The sequence below is a fragment of the Sphingopyxis sp. JAI108 genome, from assembly GCF_013410105.1.
GTDB classification, from domain to species: domain Bacteria; phylum Pseudomonadota; class Alphaproteobacteria; order Sphingomonadales; family Sphingomonadaceae; genus Sphingopyxis; species Sphingopyxis chilensis.
In genome coordinates, this window is sequence record NZ_JACCCJ010000001.1 from 1,322,797 (window position 1) to 1,340,465 (window position 17,669).

General features: G+C 65.4%; 20 protein-coding genes and 1 pseudogene. 7 read left to right on the forward strand and 14 right to left on the reverse strand.

The features are described 5' to 3' along the window. Positions 1-128 precede the first annotated feature (128 nt). From dcd to HDC29_RS06295, 4 genes are read right to left on the reverse strand one after another with little or no spacing between them, the layout of a single operon-like run. Positions 129-683, reverse strand: a complete 555-nt coding sequence (gene dcd, locus HDC29_RS06280; protein WP_179495444.1) for a dCTP deaminase — start codon at positions 681-683, stop codon at positions 129-131. 38 nt (positions 684-721) lie between these two features. Next, positions 722-1,171, reverse strand: a complete 450-nt coding sequence (locus HDC29_RS06285) for a cytidine deaminase (protein ID WP_179495446.1) — start codon at positions 1,169-1,171, stop codon at positions 722-724. Then, positions 1,168-1,923 (reverse strand): glycoside hydrolase family 25 protein, encoded by a 756-nt coding sequence (locus tag HDC29_RS06290; protein ID WP_179495447.1) that lies wholly within the window; start codon positions 1,921-1,923, stop codon positions 1,168-1,170. Before HDC29_RS06290 ends, HDC29_RS06285 begins: the two co-directional genes overlap by 4 nt. A gap of 2 nt (positions 1,924-1,925) precedes the next feature. Further along, positions 1,926-2,423, reverse strand: a complete 498-nt coding sequence (locus HDC29_RS06295; RefSeq protein ID WP_179495448.1) for a UPF0262 family protein — start codon at positions 2,421-2,423, stop codon at positions 1,926-1,928. Between the two features lie 130 nt (positions 2,424-2,553). Here HDC29_RS06295 and HDC29_RS06300 point away from each other — a divergent pair, with 130 nt between their 5' ends. Then, a complete protein-coding gene (locus HDC29_RS06300) occupies positions 2,554-4,065 on the forward strand; it encodes a replicative DNA helicase (RefSeq protein WP_179495449.1) in 1,512 nt (503 codons plus the stop codon). Positions 4,066-4,085: 20 nt separating this feature from the next. Here HDC29_RS06300 and HDC29_RS06305 read toward each other — a convergent pair whose 3' ends face one another. The 7 genes from HDC29_RS06305 to astD all read right to left on the reverse strand — a co-directional run bounded on the left by HDC29_RS06305 (position 4,086) and on the right by astD (position 9,940). Then, entirely contained in the window at positions 4,086-4,889 is an 804-nt protein-coding gene (locus HDC29_RS06305; protein WP_179495450.1) for a phosphoadenylyl-sulfate reductase, read from the reverse strand. Continuing rightward, positions 4,882-5,298 (reverse strand): DUF934 domain-containing protein, encoded by a 417-nt coding sequence (locus tag HDC29_RS06310; protein WP_179495451.1) that lies wholly within the window; start codon positions 5,296-5,298, stop codon positions 4,882-4,884. The genes HDC29_RS06305 and HDC29_RS06310 overlap by 8 nt, the downstream gene beginning before the upstream one ends. After that, entirely contained in the window at positions 5,295-5,696 is a 402-nt protein-coding gene (locus HDC29_RS06315) for a RidA family protein (RefSeq protein ID WP_179495452.1), read from the reverse strand. The genes HDC29_RS06310 and HDC29_RS06315 overlap by 4 nt, the downstream gene beginning before the upstream one ends. After that, positions 5,689-7,320 carry a nitrite/sulfite reductase gene (locus HDC29_RS06320; protein WP_179495454.1) on the reverse strand — a complete coding sequence of 544 codons (1,632 nt, stop codon included), beginning with the start codon at positions 7,318-7,320 and terminating at the stop codon, positions 5,689-5,691. The genes HDC29_RS06315 and HDC29_RS06320 overlap by 8 nt, the downstream gene beginning before the upstream one ends. A gap of 1 nt (position 7,321) precedes the next feature. Beyond that, positions 7,322-7,618: a DUF2849 domain-containing protein gene (locus tag HDC29_RS06325; RefSeq protein ID WP_179495456.1), complete on the reverse strand. Its 297-nt coding sequence runs from the start codon at positions 7,616-7,618 to the stop codon at positions 7,322-7,324. Then, positions 7,615-8,403 carry a uroporphyrinogen-III C-methyltransferase gene (cobA, locus tag HDC29_RS06330; RefSeq protein WP_179495458.1) on the reverse strand — a complete coding sequence of 263 codons (789 nt, stop codon included), beginning with the start codon at positions 8,401-8,403 and terminating at the stop codon, positions 7,615-7,617. Before cobA ends, HDC29_RS06325 begins: the two co-directional genes overlap by 4 nt. Before the next feature lie 91 nt (positions 8,404-8,494). Continuing rightward, positions 8,495-9,940, reverse strand: coding sequence for a succinylglutamate-semialdehyde dehydrogenase (gene astD / locus HDC29_RS06335; RefSeq protein ID WP_179495459.1), 1,446 nt, complete (start codon positions 9,938-9,940; stop codon positions 8,495-8,497). A gap of 130 nt (positions 9,941-10,070) precedes the next feature. Between astD and HDC29_RS06340 the strand changes: the two genes are divergently transcribed. From HDC29_RS06340 to HDC29_RS19185, 5 genes and pseudogenes are all read left to right on the forward strand, one after another. After that, positions 10,071-11,003 (forward strand): alpha/beta fold hydrolase, encoded by a 933-nt coding sequence (locus HDC29_RS06340; protein ID WP_179495460.1) that lies wholly within the window; start codon positions 10,071-10,073, stop codon positions 11,001-11,003. Continuing rightward, complete coding sequence (locus HDC29_RS06345; RefSeq protein WP_373562767.1) at positions 11,000-12,181, forward strand: glycosyltransferase family 4 protein; 1,182 nt, start codon at positions 11,000-11,002, stop codon at positions 12,179-12,181. Before HDC29_RS06340 ends, HDC29_RS06345 begins: the two co-directional genes overlap by 4 nt. Before the next feature lie 84 nt (positions 12,182-12,265). After that, positions 12,266-13,669: a nitronate monooxygenase family protein gene (locus tag HDC29_RS06350; protein WP_179495462.1), complete on the forward strand. Its 1,404-nt coding sequence runs from the start codon at positions 12,266-12,268 to the stop codon at positions 13,667-13,669. A gap of 113 nt (positions 13,670-13,782) precedes the next feature. Continuing rightward, positions 13,783-13,887: pseudogene (locus HDC29_RS19180) on the forward strand (GIY-YIG nuclease family protein); the annotation flags it as partial. Between the two features lie 3 nt (positions 13,888-13,890). After that, positions 13,891-14,019 carry a hypothetical protein gene (locus HDC29_RS19185; RefSeq protein WP_257018241.1) on the forward strand — a complete coding sequence of 43 codons (129 nt, stop codon included), beginning with the start codon at positions 13,891-13,893 and terminating at the stop codon, positions 14,017-14,019. Between the two features lie 117 nt (positions 14,020-14,136). On the opposite strand, the gene HDC29_RS06360 is transcribed toward HDC29_RS19185, so the two are convergent. Then, entirely contained in the window at positions 14,137-15,135 is a 999-nt protein-coding gene (locus tag HDC29_RS06360) for a D-glycerate dehydrogenase (protein ID WP_179495463.1), read from the reverse strand. 126 nt (positions 15,136-15,261) lie between these two features. Between HDC29_RS06360 and HDC29_RS06365 the strand changes: the two genes are divergently transcribed. Next, positions 15,262-15,720 (forward strand): SH3 domain-containing protein, encoded by a 459-nt coding sequence (locus tag HDC29_RS06365; RefSeq protein ID WP_179495464.1) that lies wholly within the window; start codon positions 15,262-15,264, stop codon positions 15,718-15,720. 58 nt (positions 15,721-15,778) lie between these two features. Here HDC29_RS06365 and HDC29_RS06370 read toward each other — a convergent pair whose 3' ends face one another. Further along, positions 15,779-16,246 (reverse strand): DUF1090 family protein, encoded by a 468-nt coding sequence (locus tag HDC29_RS06370; protein ID WP_179495465.1) that lies wholly within the window; start codon positions 16,244-16,246, stop codon positions 15,779-15,781. Positions 16,247-16,438: 192 nt separating this feature from the next. Further along, positions 16,439-17,626, reverse strand: a complete 1,188-nt coding sequence (locus tag HDC29_RS06375; protein ID WP_179495467.1) for an acetyl-CoA C-acyltransferase — start codon at positions 17,624-17,626, stop codon at positions 16,439-16,441. Between the last annotated feature and the right edge of the window lie 43 nt (positions 17,627-17,669).

Here is a 17,669-nt window from a genome sequence, read left to right on the forward strand (position 1 = left end):
TTTTAGCGCGTGACGCAAACCGATCTTTGTCATTGCGAGCGTAGCGAAGCAATCTCCAGCAGTGTTCATTCACGACGATAGCTGGAGATTGCCGCGTCGCATTCGGCTCCTCGCAATGACGAGGTCACTCAAAGCTTGGGCAGCGTGACGCCCTTTTGCCCCATATATTTGCCCGCACGGTCGGCGTAGCTCGTCTCGCACGGCTCGTTGCCCTGCAGGAAGAGGAACTGGCATGCGCCTTCATTGGCGTAAATCTTGGCGGGCAGGGGGGTGGTGTTCGAGAATTCGAGCGTCACATGGCCTTCCCAGCCGGGTTCGAGCGGGGTGACGTTCACGATGATGCCGCAGCGCGCATAGGTCGACTTGCCGAGGCAGATGACGAGCACGTCGCGCGGGATGCGGAAATATTCGACCGTCCGCGCGAGCGCGAAGCTGTTCGGCGGGATGATGCAGACGTCGGTCTCGCGATCGACGAAATTCTTCGGGTCGAAATCCTTGGGATCGACGATCGTCGAATCGACGTTGGTGAATATCTTGAATTCGGGCGCGACGCGCGCGTCATAGCCATAGGAGGAGAGGCCGTAGCTGATGCAGCCGTCGCGGCGTTGCGCCTCCACAAAGGGTTCGATCATGCCCTGCGTCTGGGCGGCTTTGCGAATCCAGCGGTCGGAAAGAATGGCCATGGTGTCTCTTGTAAGCGCGGCGCGTTTTGCGCAAGCGGTCAGTCGATGAGGCCGAGATCCTTGGGCCCGAAGGCCGCGGGAAGCAGCTGGCTGAGCCGGTAGCTCTTGACCGCGCTGCCATCGCCCGAGGCGCAATGGACGAGAATATCAACCTTCGACCGCTCGGCCGCTTCGTTGAGGATCTGGCGGCAGCGACCGCACGGATTGACCGGGTCGGCGCCCATCAATTCCTCGCCGTGGGGGCGCCCGCCGATGATCGCGACCTCGGCGAGCTCGCCGATCCAGCCCTCGTTGACGATCTTCGCCACCGCCACGGTCTCGGCACAGAGGGTGAGGCCGTAGCTCGCATTTTCGACATTGGCGCCGGTGACGATATCGCCATTTTTGAGCAGTAGCGCCGCACCGACGTGGAAGCCCGAATAGGGGGCATAGGCGCGAATCGCGGCGTCGCGCGCCGCGTCGATCAGCGCATCACGGGTATCGGTCATCGCATCTCTCCTTGCGGGCGCAGCACATTCCAGCCGACGGTGCCCGTCGCGCCCGACAGGCGGACATAGTCGTTCGCCTGCCACATCGCCCACGGATGCGCGCCATAATCGGGTTCGAAAAAGTCGCGGCGCAGCCAGGTCGTGCGCGCGATGCCCCGCGTCACCTTGTAATCGCTCTCGAATGCCGGGCCGGGCGCGATCAGGCTTTGCTTGCCCATATGCGCCTCGATCTGCGCGAGGAAGGTAGCGAGTTCGGACAGGAGCAGCGCGCGCGTCGGGCGATCGGGGCAGCGGTCGTCATAGTCGAGCCAGACCACGGCGGGCAGCATGTCGGCGCGGCGCGGCACATGGCGGATGAAATTGGCGGCCTGGTCGGTCGCGAGCTGGCAGAGGCTGTAGCGGTGGATTGCGCCCGCCTGCACGCCTGCGTCGCGCGCGCCGGCCATGTTGCGCGCGAATTTCGGGTCGATACCGCCCAACCCGTCGGTCGCAGCGATATAGGCGAATTCGGCGCCCGCGGCCTTGATCGACCCCCAATGGACGTCGCCATTGCCCGCGTCGATTGTCACGCCCTGCGTTGGATAGACGGCGCGGTCGGGCGTCCAGCGCGCCGCCCACCAGAGCGCGAGGCCCGCAGCGAGGAGAAGCAATACGACCGCGGCGCCGATCCGGCGCAGCGTGCGCCCGATCGCGGCGCGCCATGCGGCTGCGGTCTGCGCTGCCTTTCCACCCCTGATCGCCCCCGTTGCCATGATCAGCCCTTGATGTGCAGCACGCAGATCAGCGTGAACAACCGCCGCGCGGTGTCGAAATCGACCGCGATCTTGCCGTCGAGCCGATCCATCAGCAGTTCGGCAGCCTCGTTGTGCAGCGCGCGCCGCGCCATGTCGACGGTTTCGATCTGCTGCGCGGTCGAGGTCTTGATCGCCTGATAATAGCTGTCGCAGATTGCGAAATAGTCGCGGATGGGGCGGCGGAAACGGCCGAGGCCGAGAATGATCGCCTCGAGCGGCGAGCCATCTTCGCGAGCGATTTCAAAAATCAACCGGCCGTCCTCGACACGCAGCATCAAGCGATACGGACCCGCATAACCGTCGGGATGGCCGCGTTGCGGCACGAACTTGTTATCCTCGATCAGGTCAAAGATCGCGACGCGGCGCTCCTGCTCGACGTCGGGATTGCGCCAGACGATCGACCCTTCGTCGAGTTCGATCGAAATGATCCGCTGTTTGGAGGGGTCTGCGTCGTTCATGCTGTCCGTGCTTCTACTTGGCGCGCCGCGAAGGGCAAGGGGGCGACTTATTCACAGCAACCCACAGTTATGATAGCCTGTCGGGCATCGCCTGTTGCGCCGTTCGAAGCGGCAACGCATGAGGGTCGCCATGCCAGAACTAGCCCTGATCCCGACCCCGGCAAACACCGGGGATGAGCGCCAATTACCCCGTAATATCGAGGCTGAGGCCGCGTTTCTCGGCGCGATCCTGATCGACAACCGAGTCGTCGAGGATCTGCCCGTCGCGCTCAGCCCCGAGCATTTCTTCGAGCCGCTGCACGGCCGCATCTTTCAGCAGACGATGGCGCTGATCGAGCGCAACAGCATCGCGACGCCGGTGACGCTGAAGCCCTATTTCGAGGCCGACGAGGCGATGAAGGCGGTCGGCGGGGTCGGCTATCTGGCGCAGCTGACGGGCAGTGGTGCCGGGCTGATCGGTGCCCGCGACTTTGCGCGGCAGATTTTCGACCTTGCGCTGCTCCGCGAGCTCGCGGGTGTCGGGCGCACGCTCGTTGAAAATGCCCTCGATACCAGCGAGCGCGTCGATCCGCAGGCGCAGATCGAGGAAGCCGAGACGGCGCTTTACCGCGTCGCCGGGGGCGAGGCCGAGATGGGATCGGTCAAGAGCTTCAGCCAGGCGAGCCTCACCGCGCTGCAGGCGGCCGAGCGCGCATTGAATTCGGGCGGCCACCTGTCGGGGATCACCACCGGCATCGCGAGCATGAACGCCAAGATCGGTGGCATGCACAATTCTGACCTGATGATCCTCGCGGGCCGCCCGGGCATGGGCAAGACCTCGTTCGCAACGAACATCGCCTATAACGCCGCCGAACGCTGGCGCCGCGACGAGGACGACGGCATCCCGGCCGAGAAGAATATGGGCGCGAAGGTCGCCTTCTTCAGCCTCGAAATGTCGGCGGACCAGCTCGCGACGCGCGTGCTCGCCGAACAGTCGGGGGTGTCGGGCGAGGCGCTGCGCATGGGCAAGATCAGCAAGGAGCAGTTCCAGCAATTGAGCCGCGCCGCGCAGCAGCTCCAGACCTTGCCCCTGTTCATCGACGACACGCCGGGCCTGACGATCGCCGGTTTGCGCACGCGCGCGCGGCGGCTGCAGCGGCGGCACGGCATCGGCTTCATCGTCGTCGATTATCTCCAGCTGCTGCAAGGTTCGTCGAAAAGTGGCGACAATCGCGTCCAGGAAATTTCAGAAATTTCGCGTGGCCTGAAGACCTTGGCAAAGGAACTTCATGTCCCCGTGATGGCGCTGTCGCAGCTCAGCCGTCAGGTCGAAAGTCGCGAGGACAAGCGCCCGCAGCTGTCCGACCTTCGCGAATCGGGCTCGATCGAGCAGGACGCCGACATGGTGCTCTTTGTGTTCCGCGAGGATTATTATGTCGCGGCGAAGGAGCCCAAGCGCCCGGTCGAGGGCGACGATGTGAAGATTCACGCCGCGCACGAGGAATGGGCGGCCGAGATGGAGCGCGTCTTCGGGCTCGCCGAGGTCATCGTAGCGAAATCGCGTCACGGCTCGACCGGCAAGGTGCGCCTGCACTTCGAGGCGAAGACGACCAAGTTCAGCGACCTCGCCGACGACAGCATGGCGTTCGAGGATTATGAGTGAGGGTTGATCCCTAAGTTCGATCAGAACGCCGGGTCGTTCGCCGGGTCGTCGCCGAGCGGCGTCACCGCTTCGTGGATGCCGCACTCGGTCTTGTCCCAGCCGCGCCAGCGGCCCGAACGCGGGTCTTCGCCCGGCTTGACCTTCGACGTGCAGGGCGAGCAGCCGATCGAGGGATAACCTTCGGCCTCGAGCGGGTGGCGCGGCAGGTCGTGCGCCTCGAAATATTCATCGAGCTGCTCGCGCGTCCAGTTGGCGAGCGGATTGAATTTGAGGCGGCCGGTGGTGCCGTCGAGTTCGAAGCGCGCGAGGCCCTGCCGCGTCGATGACTGGAAACCCTTGCGCCCGGTGATCGACGTGTCGAAATCGGCGAGGGCCTTTTCCAGCGGCTTGACCTTGCGAATTTCGCAGCAGCCGTCGGGGTCGTAGGACCAGCGCAGCTCGGTCGCGTCCTTCTTTGCGAGTTCCTCGGCATCGGGCGCCAGGTTGACGATGTTGAGCTTCAGTTTCGCGGCCAGTTCGTCGCGATAGGCGAGCGTTTCGGGGAAATGCTTGCCGGTATCGAGGAACAGCACGGGCATGTCGGGCGCAGCCTGCGCCACGAGATGGAGCAGCACTGCGCTTTCGGCGCCGAAGCTCGACACGATCGCGGTCTCGCCGAGCAGGCCCGCGCCGATCACGCTCGCGACGACTTCGGCGGCGTCCTGACCGCGGAACAGGTTGTTGAGGCGGATGACGTCGGCCTGCGTGAAGCGGGGCGCGACGTCGATGCGGTCGCGGGTGCGGTCTTCGCCGGCTTTGGGGAGAGAGTGTTTCACGTCAGCCATGCCTCAGCTTCCATATCGGCACCGCGCCGTCGGCGGCGCCCTGATAATGTTCGGGCCAGCGCGACAGCGCCGCCTCGACGTCCGCAGGGTTGAGGTCTTTTTCGGGTGCGAATGTATCGAAGCCGCAGCGCTTCATATAGGCGATCTGGTCGACGAGTACGTCGCCCTGCGCGCGCAGCTCGCCCGCATAACCCGCCTCGCGCAGGATGCGCGCGGAGGAATAGCCGCGGCCGTCGCGGAATTTGGGAAAGGCGACCTCAATCAGCTTCAGCCGGTCGAGATAAGGGATGAGCGCGCGCGCATCCTCATCGCTTTCGAGCCGGACCGCCGTCGCGTTCGACTGTGACAGAAAGGCATCGAGGGTGACGCAGGGCTCTTCGCCTTGCTGATCGCTTCGGGCGTCGGTCATGCGGCGTCTCCGGAAATGCGGGCGATTACCTTGATTTCGAAGGTGAAGCCGGAAAGCCAGGTCACCCCGACGGCGGTGATGTTCGGATAGGGCTTCTCGCCCCAGTTAGCCCCGAGCACCGGAAAGATCGTCTCGAAATGCTTGTCGGGATCGATCATGAACAAAGTCACGTCGACGACCTCGTCGAAGCTCGACCCGGCGGCTTTCAGGATCGCGTTGAGATTGTCGAACGCCAGCTGCACCTGCGCCGCGAGGTCGGGTTCGGGTGAGCCGTCGGTGCGCGCGCCGACCTGTCCCGACACGAACAGGAATCCATTCGACCGGATCGCGGGCGAATAGCGATGCGCTTCGTACAGGGCGTGGGGTTCGGGCGGGAAAACCGCGTCGCGCTCAACCATAGATCGCCTCCTTGAACGGGGCCATGCCGACGCGGCGGAAGGTGTCGACGAAACGCTCCCCCTCGGTCCGTTCGGCGAGATATTTGTCGGTAACGCGCTCGATCGCGTCGACGATGCCGTCCTCGTCGAAGCCCGGGCCGGTGATCGTGCCGAGCGACACGTCCTCGGCGCCCGATCCGCCGAGCAAAAGCTGGTAATTCTCGGTACCTTTGCGATCGACGCCGAGGATGCCGATGTGGCCGGCATGATGATGGCCGCACGCGTTGATGCAGCCCGAAATCTTGAGCTTGAGCTCGCCGAGTTCCTTCTGGCGGCCGAGGTCCGAAAAGCGCGCCGCAATCTTCTGCGCGACCGGGATCGAGCGCGCGTTGGCGAGGCTGCAATAATCGAGCCCGGGGCACGCGATGATGTCGCTGATCAGGTCGAGGTTCGGCGTCGCGAGCCCCGCTTCGTCGAGCTTTTGCCAGATCGCGTAAAGATCGGCCTTGCGGACGTGCGGCAGCACGATGTTCTGCGCGTGGGTGACGCGGAGTTCGTCATGACTGTACGTCTCGGCGAGATCGGCCATCAGGTCGATCTGCGCCGACGAAGCATCGCCGGGGATGCCCCCGACGGGCTTCAGGCTGATGTTGACGATGGCGTGGGCCGGCACCTTATGCATCGCGACATTCTGGTCGACCCACACCGCGAAGTCGGGATCGCTGCGGTCGATGGTGTCGGGCGCCGACGCGTCGAGCGGCGGCGGCGCGAATTGCGCCGCGATGCGGTCGAACTCGGCCTTCGGCGGGTCGATGCCGAGCGACTTCACATGCGCCCACTCTTCCTCGACCTGGCGGCGATATTCGTCGGCGCCGAGTTCGTGGATGAGGATCTTGATGCGCGCCTTGTAGATATTGTCGCGGCGGCCATAGCGGTTGTAGACGCGCAGACACGCCTCGGCATAGCTCAGCATATCTTCGAGCGGCACGAATTCTTTGATCAGCGGCGCGATCATCGGGGTGCGGCCCATGCCGCCGCCCACGTAAAACGCAGCGCCGTGCTGACCATCCTTCTCGACGATCTGGATGCCAATGTCGTGCAGGCGCATCGCGGCACGATCTTCGTCGGCCGCGATGACGGCGATTTTAAATTTGCGCGGCAAATAGCTGAATTCGGGGTGGAAACTCGACCATTGGCGGAGCAGCTCGGCCCACGGCCGCGGGTCGGTGATTTCATCCGCGGCGGCGCCGGCCCACTGGTCCGAGCTGATATTGCGGATGCAATTGCCGCTGGTCTGGATCGCGTGCATCTCGACCGACGCGAGGTCGGCGAGGATCGCGGGGGCGTCCTCCAGCTTGATCCAGTTATACTGGATGTTCTGGCGCGTGGTGAAATGGCCGTAATCGCGGTCGTACTTGCGCGCGATATGCGCCAGCATCCGCATTTGACGACTGTCGAGCGTCCCATAGGGCACCGCGACGCGCAGCATATAGGCGTGAAGCTGGAGGTAGAGGCCGTTCATCAGCCGCAGCGGCTTGAACTGGTCCTCGGTGATCTCGCCCGCGAGGCGGCGGCGCACCTGGTCCGAAAATTCGGCGACGCGCGCGTCGACCATCGCATGGTCATATTCGTCATATTTGTACATGTCAGATCACCCAGTCGCCGGCCGCGGGATCGGCGGGTTTCAATGTCAGGTCGGGGCGCACGGTCGGTCCCAAGGCACGGATACGGTCCTTGATGTGCGCGGGTCGGGGGCCATCGGGGGTTTGCTCGCCCGCGATGATATAGGGCGCGTTGACGCGGCGTGCGCCTTCCTCGGCGGCGAGGATCGCCTCGCCATGCTCGCCGACATCGGCGGCGTCCTCGATATGGATCGACCAGTCGGTGCCGGTCCACCAGGTCACGAACCCGGTCTTCAGATCATTGCCCGTGAGCAGCTTCATGTGAAATCCCTTATTTGTGTCGCGACGCCCGGCGCGCCGAGGCAGTCGAGCGCATCGGCGCGCGCCGCGACCTTGCCGACGATGATCAGCGACGGGCTCCGGACTTTCTCACGCGCGACGAGGTTGCCGAGGTCGGTCAGGAGGGTGCGCAGGACGCGGGCATCGGCGGTCGTGCCGCGCTCGATCACCGCGACCGGCAGGCCCGGCGAAACGCCGTCGGCGATCAGCTTGTCGGCGATGGCCGATGCGGTCGCGAGACCCATGTAGATGACGAGGGTGCGGCCGTGGCCCGCGAGCCCCGACCAGTCCTGGTCGCTCAGGTCCTTGCACTGGCCGGCGACGAAGCTGACCGCGCTGGCATCCTCGCGGTGGGTGAGAGGAAGGCCCGCCTGCGCGGCGCAGCCCGCCGCCGCGGTGATGCCAGGGACGACCTCCACCGCGACGTCGGCCTTGCGCGCGGCATCGAGTTCCTCGCCGCCGCGGCCGAAGATGAACGGATCGCCGCCCTTGAGGCGCACGACCTGTTTGCCGGCGAGCGTTTCGCGCACGAGCAGTTCGTTGATCAGTTCCTGCTTCATCGTGTGGCGGCTGCGCTGCTTGGCAACGCTGATGCGCGTCACATGCGGCGGGATCAGCGCAAGCACCCCTTCGCCGACCAGCCCGTCATGAACCACGAGGTCCGCGCTTTCGAGCAGCCGCGCGGCGCGCAGCGTCAGCAGGTCGGGATCGCCGGGGCCGGCGCCGACAAGCCACAATTTGCCCGCAGGAGGGGGTGACTGTTCCATGCTGGAGAAGATGGGTCACGCGCCCGGAAAGCGCAAAGCAGGGTTTATTGACGGTGGTGAAGGTAAATTTGCACGGCCTTCTTTCCCGGTATTAAAGATACTTCTTCGTCACCAGCTGCGACCCTTCGGGGTCGCGGAGGCCGACGCCGATCGAGGCACGCATCGTATCGCTTTCGGCTGACGCCACCGGATAGGCGCAATAATCGGCCGCGTAAAAGGCGCTCGGGCGGTGGTTGCCCGACAGGCCGATGCCGCCGAAGGGGGCCGCCGACGAGGCGCCATTGGTCGGGCGGTTCCAGTTGATCACGCCCGCGCGGGCATTCGCCCAGAACTGGTCGTAAAGCTGCGGCGTGCCGCCGACCAGCGACGCCGACAGGCCAAAGGCGGTGTTGTTCGCCTCGGCGATCGCGGCCTCGAAACTTTCCACGCGGATGACCTGGAGCAGCGGGCCGAACAGCTCGACATCGGGGCGTTCGGGCATCGCGGTGACGTCGATGATGCCGGGGGTCAGGAAGGGGCGGCCGGCGATCGGCCGCGCCATGTGGCGGATCACCTGACCGCCGTTCGACATCAGGATAAGGAAGCTTTCGGTCAGGCCGTCGGCCGCCTCATTGTCGATGACGGGCCCCATATAGGGCGCAGGGTCGGCGTGCGGATGATCGACGATCAACCGGTTCGCGAGGCTGCACACCTCGTCGATCAGCGCGTCGGCGAGGCTGTCCTTGACGATCAGCCGGCGCGCGTTGCTGCACCTTTGCCCGGCGCTGAGGAAGGCCGACTGCACGACGAGGATCGCCGCGGTGCGGATATCGGCAGTGTCCCAGACGACGATCGGATTGTTGCCGCCCATTTCGAGCGCGAGCATCTTGCCCGGCTGGCCCGCGAACTGGCGGTTCAAGGCGAGGCCGGTGCGCGCCGAGCCGGTGAAGAGCAGGCCGTCGATGCCTTCGTGCCCCGCGAGCGCCTTGCCCGTCTCGGGTCCGCCGATCACCAGGCGCAGCACCTCTTGCGGTACGCCCGCGCTGTGAAACAGTTCGACAAGCTTGGCGCCGACCGCGGGGGTCTTTTCGGATGGCTTGAAGACCACCGAATTGCCCGCGATCAGCGCCGGAACGATGTGACCGTTCGGCAGGTGGGCCGGGAAATTATAAGGGCCGAGCACGGCGACCGCGCCATGCGGTTTGTGACGCACCGCGTTGCGCAGCCCCATTGCGCCCTCGATCCGGCGGTTCGGGGTGCGCTCGGCATAGGATTTCACCGAAATATCGACCTTGTTCGCGACCGATTCGACCTCGGTGCGGGCTTCCCACAGGGGCTTGCCCGTTTCGCGCGCGATCAGGTCGGCAAGCGACTCGCCCTCGGCCTTTACCCGGTCGGCGAAACGGCGCAGCGTTTCGGTGCGGAAGGTGACGGGCTTTGCCGCCCATTCGGGCCAGGCGCGGCGGGCGGTTTCGACTTCGGCATCGACATGGCTGACCGGCCCGCGCCAGAGCTCCTCGCCGGTTGCGGGTTCGAAGGAAATCAAGGACTCGCTCATGGTCGCCCGCGTCTTATCGGCGAAAGCGGGCGGCGGCAACCTGCGGGACGTGGATGCGACGGATTGCTTGCGCCGCGCCGCGCGGTTGGCGATAGACGGACGATGAGTCCTGCGCGTCGGGACAGCGCCAATGCGAAGACAAAGGGGACGAGCCATATTGGCCCAGCAGGATGCAAAGCAGGAACGGCGCCGCGACTGGTCGGACCAATATTGGTGGTCGCACGACGGCGTCCGGCTGCACGCGCGCGTCTATGCCGGGCCCGAAGGCAGCGAAGGCGCGCCGCCGGTGCTGTGCATGCCCGGCCTCGCGCGCAATGCCCGCGATTTCGAGGCGCTGGCGCCGCACGTGGCGCAATATCGCAAGGCGATCGTGATCGAATTCCGCGGGCGAGGCGAGAGCGCCTATGCCAAGGATCCGATGACCTATGTCCCGCTGACCTATGTGCAGGACGTCGTCGCGATGCTGGATGAACTGGCAATCGACCGGTTTGCGGCGATCGGGACCTCGCTCGGCGGGCTGGTCGCCATGCTGATGGCGGCGACGCTGCCGGGGCGGCTGGTCGGCGCGGTGCTCAACGACGTCGGCCCCGAGCTCCAAGCCGCCGGGCTCGAGCGGATTCGCGACTATATCGGCGCGGGCGGCAGCCAGCCGACGTGGATGCACGCCGCGCGCGCCTTCGCCGAGCTCAACGGCGCGGTCTATCCGGGCTATGAGATCCATGACTGGTTGCGGCTGACCAAGCGCACGCACAGGCTGACTCCCGAGGGACGCATTGTCACCGATTACGATAAACAGATCGCGGCGCCGCTGCGGGTGCCGAATGGCGGCGATGCCGGGGTCGACCTGTGGCCGGCGTATCGCGCGCTGGGCGGCATTCCTCTCCTGGTCCTGCGCGGTGCGCTGTCGGACATTTTGGCGCGATCGGCGGGCGAGAAGATGGTGGCGGAGTTGCCGGGTTCGCGGCTGGTCGAAGTGCCGGGGGTCGGCCATGCACCGACGATGGACGAACCCGAAGCGCTGTCGGCCATCGATGCGTGGGTCGCGGAGCTTCCGCAAGCGTGAGCGCCGACGCGCCCGAGACGCCGTGGCCGATCCGTATCCTGCACCTTCATTCGAGCTTTTCGCTCGGCGGGAAGGAGGCGCGCGCGGTGCGGCTGATGAATCTGATGGGCGACCGCGCGCATCACACGATCCTGTCGGCGATGCCCGAAGCGCTCGGCGCGCGCGAGGCGATCGATCCCGCGATTATCGTCGATTTTCCGAAGGATGCGCCCCCGCTGCACGGCAAACCGGCGCTTGGCCGCTACCGCGACCTTGCGCATTACATGCTGAATTTCGAACTGGTGCTCAGCTATAATTGGGGCGCGATGGACGGGGTGATGGCGCACCGCCTGTTTTGGAACCGGCTGTGGGACAGGATGCCGCCCAGCCTCATCCATCATGAGGACGGGTTCAACGAGGACGAGAGCGTCCGGCGCTACTGGAAGCGCAACCTGTTTCGCCGCGCCGCGCTGAAGCACGCGATGGGCGTCGTGGTTCCCTCGACCCTTTTGCAACGGATTGCCGCCGACGAATGGGGTGCCGGACCCCGCACCCATTTGATCCGCAACGGCATCGACGTCGCCGCCTATGCCAAGGGACCGTCGGTGCCGATCGCGGGTTTCGAGCGGCGCGACGGCGAGGTGGTCATCGGCACGGTCGCGGGGCTGCGCAAGGTCAAGGACCTGCCGCGGCTCGTGCGTGCTGTCGCCACGCTGCCGCCGCATGTCCGGCTCGTGATCGTCGGCGAAGGGCCCGAGCGCGCGGCGATCGCCGCCACGGCAGCCGCCTGCGGCATGGCCGACCGGCTCGTCATGCCCGGCTTCATGGCGGACCCTCCGCGCTGGATCGGCCATTTCGACCTGCTCGCGCTCTCGTCGCTCAGCGAACAGGCGCCGATCGCGGTGATCGAGGCGATGGCGGCGGGGCTGCCCGTGGTGAGCCCGGCGGTCGGCGATGTCGCCGCGATGGTTTCGGACGCGAACCGGCCCCATGTGACTGCGGACGAGGCTGGTTTCCGGGCGGCATTGGCGCAATTGGCAGGAAATGCGGCGCTGCGCGCCGATGTCGGGGCGGCCAACCGGCGCACCGCCGCAGAGCGGTTCGACGAATCTGATATGGTCGGCGCCTATGAAAAGCTCTATGCTCGCGGACTTCATGGTTATGGGCCGTTCAGCGGCGGATGGGTCGGCTTCGATTGACAAGAGGGCCCAATTTCCGCTTACGCAGGCGGCAACGGGGGCCGGTTCGCGCGCGCGGACCGGCGGAGAGAGAGAAGGTTTAGAGTGTTCAAAGGTTTGAAGCCCATCCTTTATGGCGGGCGCGAAGTCTGGCCGCTTGTCGAAGGCGGCAAGGGCGTGTCGGCGACCAACCATATGTCGAGCGGCGCGTGGGCCGCGGCGGGCGGCATCGGCACCGTTTCGGCGGTCAATGCCGACAGTTACGACGCCGAGGGCAAGATCATTCCGCAGATTTACCGCGCGCTCACGCGCAAGGAGCGGCACGAGGAACTGATCCAGTACGGGATCGAGGGCGCGGTCGCGCAGGTCAAGCGCGCCTATGACGTGTCGGGCGGCAAGGGTGCGATCAACATCAACGTGCTCTGGGAAATGGGCGGCGCGCAGCAGATCCTCGAAGGCGTGCTCGAACGGACGAAGGGCCTGGTCGCGGGCGTGACCTGCGGCGCCGGCATGCCGTATAAACTGAGCGAAATCGCCGCGCGGCACAATGTCCTCTACCTGCCGATCATCAGCTCGGCGCGCGCCTTCCGCGCATTGTGGAAGCGCGCTTACAGCAAGGTCCCGCACCTGCTCGGCGCCGTGGTGTATGAAGATCCCTGGCTTGCCGGCGGCCATAACGGCCTGTCGAACGCCGAAGATCCGCTGGTGCCGCAGGACCCGTATCCGCGCGTCGCCGCGGTGCGCGAGACGATGCGCGCCGAGGGTATCGCGGACGATGTGCCGATCGTGATGGCCGGCGGCGTCTGGTATCTGCGCGACTGGGAAAACTGGATCGACAATCCCGAACTCGGCCAGATCGTATTCCAGTACGGCACCCGGCCGTTGCTGACCGAGGAAAGCCCGATCCCGCAGCAGTGGAAGGACCGTCTGCGCACGCTCGACGACGGCGACGTGCTGCTCCACCGCTTCTCGCCGACCGGTTTCTATTCGAGCGCGGTGCGCAATCCGTTCCTCCGCGACCTCGAAGCGCGCTCGGAACGCCAGATCCCTTATTCGAAGCAGCAAGCGGGCGATCATATCGTCCAGCTCGACGTCGGGGTGAAGGGCAAGAATTTCTGGGTCACCCCGCATGACCGCGCCCGCGCCCGCGACTGGTTCGCGGAGGGCTATACCGAGGCGCTGAAGACCCCCGACAATACGGTGGTGTTCGTGACCGAGGCCGACAAGGCGATGATCCGCAAGGATCAGACCGATTGCATGGGCTGCCTGTCGCATTGCGGTTTTTCGTCGTGGAAGGACCATGACGATTACACGACCGGCTACCTCGCCGATCCGCGCAGCTTCTGCATCCAGAAGACGCTCCAGGACATCGCGCACGGCGGCGACGTCGAGCAAAATCTGATGTTCGCGGGCCACGCCGCGTTCAACTTCAAGACCGATCCCTTTTATTCGAACAACTTCACCCCGACGGTGAAACAGCTCGTCGACCGGATCCTGACGGGGGATTAGCAACTCTCGTCATTGCCAGCGAAGCGAAGCAATCCAGGGGCGGTCATGCGCCAACGTTTGCCAGCGGTCTATATCGTCGCCAATCGGCGCAATGGGGAACACTCTATACGGGTGTGACAGCGCATCTTGTTCAACGGATATTGCAGCATCGTGAAGGCCTCGGCGGCTTTTCGACGCGCTACGACTGTAAGCTCCTTGTTTGGTTCGAGATGCATGCGACGATGGAAACCGCCATTGCGCGCGAGAAACAGATCAAGGCGGGGAGCCGGGCGAAGAAGCTCGCGTTGATCGAGGCGGAGAACCCGCTTTGGCTCGACCTGTGGCCGACGATCCTCGATGGCAGTGAGTGACGCTCTGGATTGCTTCGCTGCGCTCGCAATGACGGAGTTTTATTGAGCTTCGTCATTGCGAGGAGCGCAGCGACGAAGCAATCCAGAGCGGGAGCAAACCGACCTTCGCGGCAGGCCTTAAGCCCACCCCTCCAGCACCTGGTCGGGCGGGCGGTGGCCGTCGCACCAGGCGCGGATGTTGGCGATGACCTTTTCGCCCGAGGCTTCGCGGCCCTCGATCGTCGCCGAGCCGAGGTGCGGCAGCAGCACGACATTGTCGAGCGCGAGCAGCGCGGGATCGACCGCGGGTTCGTGCGTATAGACGTCGAGCCCGGCACCGGCGATGCGGCCGGTCTGGAGCGCCGCGATCAGCGCCTTTTCGTCGACAATCTCGCCGCGCGCGGTATTGATCAGATAAGCGGTCGGCTTCATCGATCCGATGCGCGGCGCATTGACCATCTCGTGCGTTTCATTGGTGTGCGGGCAGTGGATCGTGACGACGTCGCTGATGCGGAGCAGCGTATCGACGCTCGCATGATAGCTGGCGCCCAATTCTTCCTCGATCGCTTGCGGAAGGCGGCGGCGGTTGTGGTAATGGATCGACAGGCCGAACGCGCGGGCGCGGCGTGCGACCGCCAGGCCGATGCGGCCCATGCCGATGATGCCGAGCAATTTGCCGCCGACGCGGTGCCCCAGCATCGCGCTCGGCGCCCAGCCGGCCCACTGACCCGACCGCATCAGCTTTTCGCCCTCCGCGAGGCGTCTGGGCACGCTGAGGATCAGGGCCATCGTCATGTCGGCGGTGTCTTCGGTGAAGACGCCGGGCGTGTTCGAAACCATGATGCCCTTCGCGCGCGCGGCGGCGAGGTCGATGTGATCGACGCCTGCCCCGAAATTGGCGATCAGCTTGAGCCGCTCGCCCGCCGCGGCGATCACTTCGGCGTCGATCTCGTCGGTCACGGTCGGCACGAACACGTCGCAGTCGGCGACCGCGGCCTTCAATTCGCCGCGGGTAAAGGCGTGGTCGTTCGCCGACAGCGCGACATCGAACAATTCGGCCATGCGCGCTTCGACGTGCGGCATCAACTGGCGGGTGACGATGACGCGGGGGCGCTTCGGGCGGGTGGAATCAGGCATGGCCGCCGATAGAGCGCGGCGCGGCGCGGCGGTCAAGAGCGGGACAAGCGAAAAGGCTGGGGATGAACGCAGCCTTTTGCGCGGTGAACGGTTGAAATGCGGATATGAGTTTGACAAGGCAAAGCGATGACCAGCCGCCACATATTCGCCGCCGCCGCGCTGATGGCCACCGTGGGACCGGCCGCCGCGCAATCCGAAGTCGAACTGCCCTATTGGGCGTCGATCAGCGTCGATGAGGCGCGGATGCGCAAGGGGCCGTCGCCCGACGTCCCGGTGATGTGGGAATATCGGCGGAGGGATTTGCCGGTAAAGGTCGTTGCGCGCCATGAAAACTGGCGCAAGGTCGAGGATCCCGACGGGACGCAAGGCTGGATGGCGGCGCGACTGCTCAGCCGCACGCGCACCGCGATCGTCACCGGAACGATCCGCCCGATGCGCGAGGATGCGAGCGTATCGGCGGCGGTCGCCTATCGCGCCGAACCCGGCGTCGTCGGCCGGATCAGCGATTGCAAGAACGGCTGGTGCCTGTTCGACGTCAAGGGCCGCAAGGGCTGGATCCAGACCGACCATATCTGGGGCGACTGACCGGCCCATGGAAAAAGGGCCGGGCGATTGCTCGCCCGGCCCTTTCTGTTGTTAGCGGTTAGCGCCACCGGAAGTGGTTGCGATAGACCCGGATCACCTTGCCACTGCGCATATTGACGAGCAGCAGGTCGTTATAATGGCGCACATAGGTCAGGTTGCGCCCGGCCCGCGGCACGCCCCAGCGGCTGTCCCACGCCGGGCGATAGCTGGGCGCGTAATAGTTCGAGCGCAGGGTCGAACCGACGCGGAACTGCTGGTAGCGGAAGGGCGCGCGATAATTCTGGTAGCGCGTTTCACGACGCCAGTCGCGCTTGTCTTCGCGGAGTTCCTGACGCGCGTCGCGTACGTCGCGGCGCTCTTCGCGAACATCGCCGCGATCGCCATAACGCTTTGCCTGGCGCAATTCGCGCTGTTCTTCGCGCACATCCCGGCGGCTGTCGCGCACTTCGCCGCGCGTCTGGGCCGCGGCGACGCCGGGCACCATCAAAGCTGCGATCAGGCCGACGGTGAGAAATTTGGTTTTCATTGGTACATCCTTTCATTCCGTCAGGGGGAGGGGACTGCCCGATGACTGAAAGGAGGATTAGGCGATTCGATTTGAACCGACCCCGAATGCGGCGTTTATTTTCAGGTCATTAGTGTCGCAATTTGTCGCGCTCTAACGACGAAATGGCGCCGTCTTGCGACGGCGCCATGCAACTTTTCCCGGCTTTCGGCTTCAGACCAGTTCGATCGCCACCGCGGTCGCTTCGCCGCCGCCGATGCACAGGCTGGCGATGCCGCGCGTCTTGCCGTGGCGCTGCAGCGCCGCGATCAGCGTGGTGATGATGCGCGTGCCGCTGGCGCCGATCGGATGACCGAGCGCGGTCGCGCCGCCGTGGACGTTGATCTTGTCGTGCGGAATGCCGAGGTCGTGCATCGCGAACATCGCGACGCAGGCGAAGGCTTCGTTGACTTCGAACAGGTCGACGTCGCCGATCGACCAGCCGGTCTTGGCGAGCAGCTTGTTGATCGCGCCGACGGGGGCGACGGTGAAATCCTTGGGTTCCTGCGCATGTGCCGCGTGCGCGACGAGGCGCGCGACGGGCTTCGCGCCCTTCGCCTCGGCGACCGACTGGCGCGTCAGCACGACCGCGGCGGCGCCATCGGAGATCGAGCTGCTGGTCGCGGCAGTGATCGTGCCGTCCTTGGCAAAGGCGGGCTTCAGCGTCGGGATCTTGTCGGGCATCGCCTTGCCCGGCGCCTCGTCGGTATCGACGATCACGTCGCCCTTGCGGCCGGCGATCGTTACCGGCGCGATTTCGGCGGCAAAGGCGCCGTCGGTGATCGCGGCCTTGGCGCGGCTCAGCGAGGTCAGCGTATAGTCGTCCTGCGACTGGCGGCTCAGTTGATAGGCGTCAGCGGTATCCTGCGCGAAGGTGCCCATCGCGCGGCCCGCCTCATAAGCGTCCTCCAGCCCGTCGAGGAACATATGGTCATAGGCCGTGTCGTGGCCGATGCGCGCGCCCGAACGATGCTTCTTGAGCAGATAGGGCGCATTGGTCATCGATTCCATGCCGCCAGCGACGATCAGGTCGACGCTGCCCGCGGCGAGCGCCTCGGCGCCCATGATGACGGTCTGCATGCCCGAACCGCACACCTTGTTCACGGTCGTCGCCTGCACCGACTTGGGCAGGCCGGCCTTGATCGCGGCCTGGCGCGCGGGTGCCTGGCCGAGCCCTGCGGGAAGCACGCAGCCCATATAGATGCGCTCGATATCGTCGCCCGACACGCCCGCGCGCTCGACCGCCGCCTTGACTGCGGTCGCGCCGAGGTCGGTCGCGCTCGCGTCCGACAGGCTGCCCTGCATGCTGCCCATCGGGGTGCGCGCATAGGAGAGGAAGACGACGGGATCGGTGGCGGTCATGGCAAGAGACTCCGTAGGGGAAAACTGGTCGGCGGCCCGATTA